Source organism: Paenibacillus sp. MAHUQ-63 (assembly GCF_028765165.1).
In the GTDB taxonomy this organism is placed as follows: Bacteria; Bacillota; Bacilli; order Paenibacillales; family NBRC-103111; genus Paenibacillus_E.
The window spans coordinates 74072-81092 of record NZ_JARADB010000012.1 but is presented as its reverse complement, the minus strand read 5'-3'; the positions used below and the strand labels follow the sequence as shown (position 1 = coordinate 81092).

At 47.2% G+C, this 7021-nt stretch carries 8 protein-coding genes; 7 read left to right on the top strand and 1 reads right to left on the bottom strand.

Going from position 1 to position 7021, the window contains the following annotated elements; all coding sequences use genetic code 11:
- The first annotated feature begins 129 nt into the window (after window positions 1-129).
- The 3 genes from PUT07_RS33125 (at window position 130) to PUT07_RS33115 (ending at window position 2008) form a co-directional block, all read left to right on the top strand.
- Window positions 130-516 carry a MerR family transcriptional regulator gene (locus tag PUT07_RS33125; RefSeq protein WP_274473068.1) on the top strand — a complete coding sequence of 129 codons (387 nt, stop codon included), beginning with the start codon at window positions 130-132 and terminating at the stop codon, window positions 514-516.
- Between the two features lie 208 nt (window positions 517-724).
- Window positions 725-1288 (top strand): TIGR00730 family Rossman fold protein, encoded by a 564-nt coding sequence (locus tag PUT07_RS33120; protein WP_274473067.1) that lies wholly within the window; start codon window positions 725-727, stop codon window positions 1286-1288.
- A gap of 432 nt (window positions 1289-1720) precedes the next feature.
- Complete coding sequence (locus tag PUT07_RS33115) at window positions 1721-2008, top strand: hypothetical protein (protein ID WP_274473065.1); 288 nt, start codon at window positions 1721-1723, stop codon at window positions 2006-2008.
- 534 nt (window positions 2009-2542) lie between these two features.
- Here PUT07_RS33115 and PUT07_RS33110 read toward each other — a convergent pair.
- A complete protein-coding gene (locus PUT07_RS33110; protein ID WP_274473064.1) occupies window positions 2543-2683 on the bottom strand; it encodes a hypothetical protein in 141 nt (46 codons plus the stop codon).
- Window positions 2684-2759: 76 nt separating this feature from the next.
- On the opposite strand from PUT07_RS33110, the gene PUT07_RS33105 reads away from it, so the two are divergent.
- The 4 genes from PUT07_RS33105 to PUT07_RS33090 are packed head-to-tail and all read left to right on the top strand — an operon-like array spanning window position 2760 to window position 6864.
- Entirely contained in the window at window positions 2760-4346 is a 1587-nt protein-coding gene (locus tag PUT07_RS33105) for a spore germination protein (protein ID WP_379241225.1), read from the top strand.
- A gap of 9 nt (window positions 4347-4355) precedes the next feature.
- Window positions 4356-5456, top strand: a complete 1101-nt coding sequence (locus PUT07_RS33100) for a GerAB/ArcD/ProY family transporter (RefSeq protein WP_379241231.1) — start codon at window positions 4356-4358, stop codon at window positions 5454-5456.
- Complete coding sequence (locus PUT07_RS33095; protein ID WP_274473061.1) at window positions 5453-6646, top strand: Ger(x)C family spore germination protein; 1194 nt, start codon at window positions 5453-5455, stop codon at window positions 6644-6646. The genes PUT07_RS33100 and PUT07_RS33095 overlap by 4 nt, the downstream gene beginning before the upstream one ends.
- Window positions 6647-6648: 2 nt before the next feature.
- Window positions 6649-6864 carry a hypothetical protein gene (locus PUT07_RS33090; protein ID WP_274473071.1) on the top strand — a complete coding sequence of 72 codons (216 nt, stop codon included), beginning with the start codon at window positions 6649-6651 and terminating at the stop codon, window positions 6862-6864.
- Window positions 6865-7021: the final 157 nt, after the last annotated feature.

Genomic DNA, 7021 nt, shown 5'->3' with positions numbered 1-7021 from the left:
TATCCAATTCTGTAAATAATTTATTAGCCATCCCGATACCTCGCTTCTTTTATAACCTCATTAAAACATAGAAAGACCCGTAGGAGACACTTTTTTTAAAAGTGTCTATCCTACGGGTCACAGTTCAGGATGAGCAGTGACGCCGCTTTTTCAATCAAGGAAATTTCAATGATGACCGGACTGACAGAGGATGCGCTCCGCTATTACGAGAAGATCGGACTGCTTCCCCGGGCGAAAAGAAAAGGGAACGGCCGACGAATGTATCACAAAGAAGACATGCAGTTAATGGAGCTTATTATTTGTCTGAAGAAAATAGGGGTCCCCCTTAAAGATATTAAAGAGTTTGCATCACTCTCCTATAAGGAAGACATCCAGTCTACACCCGAAGTGTATGATAAAGTTCAAGCGTACAGAAGGAAGCTCCAGGACCAAATCGATCATTTGCAGAAGATTTTGGTTGTACTGGATTACAAAATTGCGAATAAGAAAAGCCTGCTGAAGGATTCACAACTTTAGATTCATATTGTTTGGGAGCTTCGTATGCAATGACAGAACACGGTGAAAGCGACTACCAGTGTTCTGTATTTTTTTGTAGGAACCAGGTTCCCGCACATAAGGCTGCCGCGCCTAATTCAATGCCTAGAACTAAGCAGCTCCTTGAGGAGAGACATACTTTAAGATAGTCTATTAAAAGTAAAATGCAGAGAGGATAGTGGACGAAGATATGAAAACAATAGCTGTATACTGTGGATCAGGCACTGGAAATGACCCTATCTATATGAATGAAGCAAAGAAGTTAGGGAAAGTTTTAGTAGCACATGGATTGGATCTTGTATACGGAGGAGCAACAGTCGGCTGTATGGGTGCTGTTGCCGATGCGGTCATAGAGTCTGGTGGTAAGGTTATTGGAGTGATACCCAGAAAACTGGCAAATGTGGAAATTGCTCACGAACACCTAACGGAACTTCATATCGTTGAAACGATGCATGAAAGAAAAGCTCTAATGGCGGAGCGCGCTGATGGATTTATCGCACTCCCTGGTGGGACAGGCACTTTAGAAGAATGGTTTGAAGTCTTTACATGGGCACAGCTTGGATACCACAATAAACCATGTGCCTTGCTAAATATCAATCAATACTACACGCCGATGTTATCGCTTTTTGATCATATGATTGAACAAGGGTTTGTAAAAGAGCCGTATAAAAATTTAATTGTAATTGACGATGATTCTACAAACTTAATCGAAAAGCTAAAGAAATATAAAGGGGAATATATACATAAATGGTAGCCCATTCGGCTAACGGAGGACGATAGCGCTGCGGTGGAACGGATCCGACGCAATAAGTGTTAAAATGAGTTGAGGCAGGAAGTTCAGTTTTACAGTTTGTACGCACCCCACAAAGGGGTTAACCATGTTACAACAACGTAAGAAGATTATTTCTACCATAACCATACGAGCTTTGAGAAATAAAAAGACTCCTTGGTATGATGTAGATGCATCCCAGTTGCTGGTCAGCGATCGGATCCAAAATACAAATGAGCCCATTAATCAAATCACTTCTTCAAACAAGTGTACAAAATTAAATATGAAAATACATCAAGGACTGTAAGTGGAGCAGAGCCGTACGACAAATACGTACGACTCTCTTCAATCTTAATTATTTTATTCGTAGCCTCTTTGCCAGTTACCTTATTGATCTTGCCTTGGTTGAGGCATTCCTTGCCATACGCCCTGTTGACCATGCCATTGGCCTTGGTGCATGCCATGATACGGCATAGGGGTTGGATGATGCGGGTGTTGACCTGGATGAATAACCACATGATGGAAGTGGTGGTGATGTATCTGATGATGTTGTTGGTGGTGTTGCTGGTGATGCATCTGATGCATATGATGCATATGATGAGGATGATGCTGCTGGTGATGCATTTGGTGTTGTTGATTTATATTTTGGTTGTAACTCATAGGGTATCTCCTCCAAATTTTGATACAACAACCTATGTTGAATAGTGATAGTCGGAAGCTTGACTTTATCGATTTGGGCGTGTGCCCTTTACCAGATTAAATGAACATTGGGTAATGGATAAAAAGACTGACCGATATGGCCCCTAAGCAAAATGCCGCGCAATTGAACATGGAGAGGGAGCTCCCCTTTAGCGGCAGTTCGAATATTTAACGGACTATATCAACGGGGTACGTATTGAATACCGCATCCTGCACAAAAGGAGCTGCATTAAGCATGAAGCAGCTCCTTTTTGTGTTCGTAGATAGGACACATCGATCTGGAGAAACGCGCTAAAACCAGCTTCGTAGCTGCTGATCAGGCGGGTTTCCGTAGATGGGTGTACGCACTGACGAATAAAACCGGATGAACAAGGAGCGTAAAATCCGTCTAAGCAGCAAAATAGGGGACCCGTGGCAGCTCTTAACGGAAGCGGATACAGCACAGCAGGCCAATTTATTAGTACGGCTTGGTAAGGATGCTCTTCCGTTTAGCGAGAGTGTCAGCAACGTCTTAGGGGTAACAGATGCTTAATTAGATGTTTAGCGAACGCGCTGCATTGTCGTCAGCTTAAGTTGAATCGTACCTTCGTACTGGCCGACTTGAACCGCAACCTCTTTCATGCTAACCGCCGCTTCCGTAATTTCCTGCGCGCCTTGAATGACATCCTCATTAATTTGCATAAAAAGGGAAACCTTGGATAACCTACGTTAAAGATCAACCTTTTTTGAAAAAATTCATCTTCTGGGGGAGCGCCGCTTGATTAAGAGCCTGTTAAGGCTGCTCATCACAAAACAATTAAACGATCATTCGCAGCCGCAACAGCAGCAGCAGGAGCAGCGTGCCGACATCCTTCAGCAGCCTGAACTTTATAAGGACTTGCAGCAAAACGTGGAGCTGCTTCATACGATTTATGCCCATTGCTCGGACGTTGTTTACCGTTCCTTGCTCATTGGAGGACAAAGGAATGCCATTCTGATCTATATCGAAGGCTTGTCCGACTGCGACCGAATCGAGGATTATGTCATCGCCCCCTTGATGCGGGAGGATACCGAACCATTTACCCAGCTAGGACAGCTCGTCGAACGGAAAATCAACGTAGCGCAAGTGTCGCAATTCACTTCATTTGCCGAGTGCGTTAACTATCTTTCAAGCGGCAATCCCGTCCTGCTATGCGACAATGAGACGATCGGACTTGCTTTAGGACTCGCCAAATGGGAGAAACGCTCCATCGAAGAGCCTGCGGCCGAAACCGGAATCAGGGGGCCGCGGGAAGGCTTTACCGAAACGCTGCGGACCAACACCTCCCAAATACGCCGCATCATCAAGAGCCCTCTGCTCAAAATGGAACCGATGAAAATAGGCGATTACACCCAAACAAATGTCGTCATTGCCTATATCGAAGGGCTCGCGGACACGGCGTTAGTGGAGGAAGTCAAAAACCGTCTGCGCCGCATTCGAATTGACGGTATTCTGGAAAGCGGTTATATCGAAGAAATGATCGAGGACCAGCCTTACTCTCCGTTCCCACAGCTGCTTAGCACGGAACGCCCTGATGTGACCTGCAGCAGTTTGTTGGAAGGGCGGGTGGCGATTTTGGTGGAAGGAACGCCGTTTGCGTTGGTCGCCCCCATAACTTTTTTCTCTTTATTGCAGTCTGCGGAAGATTATTACCAACGCTTCTGGGTCAGTTCCGTTATACGCTGGCTGCGTTATGGATTCGCCTTGATTTCCCTTTTGCTTCCATCGTTATACGTAGCGATTTTGACTTTTCATCAAGAGATGGTGCCGGGCTCGCTGCTCATCAGTATGGCCATTTCGCGGGAAGCGGTGCCCTTTCCGGCATTGTTCGAGGTGTTGATTATGGAAGTCACCTTTGAAGCGCTGCGAGAAGCGGGAGTACGGCTGCCTAAGCAGGTCGGCGCCGCCGTCAGCATTGTCGGGGCGCTCGTCATCGGTCAAGCGGCGGTTCAAGCCGGTCTGGTCTCGGCGCCGATGGTCATAGTCGTGGCCATTACCGGCATTGCCTCCTTTATGATTCCGCGCTATGTCGCGGGGATTGCCATTCGGATGCTGCGATTTCCGATGATATTGCTTGCAGGGACATTGGGACTGCTCGGCATCATGCTCGGGATCATCGCCCTTGTCCTCCATATGTGCAGCTTGCGTTCTTTCGGCGTACCTTTTCTGTCTATCGCAGTTCCACAAAAGAGGGAGCTCAAAGACATTTTGTTCAGATCTCCATGGTGGATGATGGATACGCGTCCGCACCTGACAGGAGAATACGACCGTTACCGTCAAGCATCCGGCCAAAAGCCGGGACCTGAACGAGTAGACAAGGCATAATCCAAGGTGGTGAATAGGTTGGACAAAGGACGAATATCGGCCTTGCAAATGGGGCTTATGCTTTATCCTACGGTGTTAGCCACAGGCTTGATTACGCTGCCGAGCATTTCGGCCCAGTATGCAAAAAACGATCTTTGGCTGCCCCCTCTTCTTGCAACCTTAGTCGGCTTATTAACCATCTATTTGGCGACCCGGTTACACGAGCTTTATCCAAAGCAGACCGTCATCCAATACAGTGGACAGATACTCGGAAAAATACCGGGGAAAATCGTCGGTGTCGTTTACTTTTGCTTTCTTGCGCAGATTACGGGGGTCATCACGCGAGAATATGCGGATTTTGTTTCGGGCAATTTTCTGTTCACGACTCCCATCCTGCTCATCATTTCCACGATCCTCCTGCTTGCGGGCATAGCTGTCCGCGGCGGGGTGGAGATGCTGGCAAGGAACGCCGTCATTTTCACACCGATCTTTATACTGCCATTCTTCATTCTGCTGCTTCTCATCCCCGATCTGGATGTGAAAAATATATTTCCCGTTCTGGAACATGGGGTTATTCCTTCAATCAAAGGAGCCGCCATGCCGCAGGCATGGTTCAGCGAATGCATGCTGATGTCCTTTTTCCTTCCCAGCTTGGTAGACCCGCAGAAAGGAAGGAAAGCCGCCGTGCTAGCTTTGATCGCGATCGTGGCCAGTATGATATATATCAACCTTTTTTTATTATTTTTGCTTGGTCCGGATACAGGGGTCAAAATGTACCCGGTACTGGTCGCTTTCCGGTACATCAGCGTGGCCAATTTGGAATCGCTGCTTCTGGCGATGTGGGTCGTCGGAAACTATATTAAAATCGGGGTATTTTACTATGCTACGTCGATTTCGTTCGGGCAAATGATGAACCTGTCGGACTATCGTCCCGCGGTCTTTCCGATCGGGCTTCTTATTGTCGTGTTCAGCTTATGGGATTTGCCCAATTTTCCCCGTTTAGGATTATTTTTAAGAACGGTAGTTCCGTTCGAAATCCCGACCGTCCTGTTGCTGATTCCGCTTCTTTTGCTTGTCGGCGCCCTAATACGCAAAAGAAAATCCTCAGTCCAAGGAGAGTCGTCCCGATGAAGAGATGGCTCGCATTATTGATCCTGATCCCCCTCCTCACCTTGTCCGGCGGCTGCTGGGACCGTACGGAGCTTAACGATATGGCTCTTATTACCGCGCTTGCCTTCGACAAAGGGGACAACAATCAAATCAAAACCACCATTCAATTTATCATGCCGCAAAATCTCTCCGCAGGGGGAGCGATGGGAGGTGGAGGGGGTAGCGGCGGAGCGCAAAAACGAACAACCGTACGATCGGAGCAAGGATATGATGTCGCCGACGCATTGTCTAAGCTACAGCGGAAAATGCCCCGCAAACTGTTTTGGGGACAATGCAAAGTGTTCATCTTCAGTGATGCGGTAGCAAAAGAGGGGATCCGGCAGCACTTTGATTTTTTGACGCGCCATCCCCAGCCGAGAGAGAGAGCCAATATGTACGTCAGTAAAGGAAAGGCATCGGAAGCGCTTGAGTTGTTCCCTTTCATCGAACGGTCCTCGGCCGAAGTGCTGCGGGAGCTGTCCGATCTCCAGATTGGAATCAAGGTGACGATGGAGCAGCTGAGCATGATGTTGAAAGCAGATTCTCAAGGGGCTGCGCTTCCGCTCGTTTCTATTCTTCCTACATTGAAATCAGCGGAACCGTTTCAGACGATTCCGTATATTTTCGGTACCGCCGTTTTCAAGAATGACAAGATGGTCGGGGAACTTTCGGAAAAAGCAACGCGCGGCGTCCTGTGGGTCAAAAATGAAATCAAAGAATACACCGTAACCTATAAGACGAAAGAAGCGGAGGGACTCGTTTCCTTAAATCCGGTGAAGGCGAATATTAAGCTTATTCCGCAAATTATAGGCGATCAATGGACGATGGTTATCAAAATCAAGACGGAAGGCGATATGGTTCAGAACGGCACCTCGCTTGATCCTATGAATCCGGACTTTATGACCATTTTGGACAAGGCTTTCGGGGATGACGTGAGAGAACGAATAGAATATTCGATCTACGAGTTGCAGCAGCGGTTAAAGGTGGACATTCTTGATTTTGCCAAGGAATTTCACCGAAAATACCCCAAAGAGTGGAGTAAGGCGAAAGATCGTTGGGATGAGCTGTTCCCCCAGGTTCAAACGAAGATTGAAGTGGAAGCGCATATCATCAGACCCGGACTGATCAACACGCAGGGTGGCATACCTAAAGAGGAGGCGAAGGAAAAGTGAGAATGAGTGTGTTCTGGGTCTTTACGATTGCCACGCTACTGATTGTGTGGGTAGAATGGTCGAAGCTGAAACAAAAGCCGTTATGGGACAGAGCGGTATTCGTAGCGCTGCTCCTGGCCGTCTGGCTGTTATCCATGCTGGATTTGCCCCATACGCCAGGCCCTCCTACACTTCTTCAAGCCATCTTTAAACCGTTTAAGCCGTTGGTAGAGCATTAAAAAAAGAAAAAAGAATTGGCTGGATTAAGTTTACAAGACTGCAAGTTGGAGAAGTACAAAAGTGAAACATCTGCAATCGTAAATGGGAAGGGGTCTAAGCAGAGAGAAGTTTATTACACGATCGTATTTCTCTTGTTATCGTGGAATAGGAGCAGCC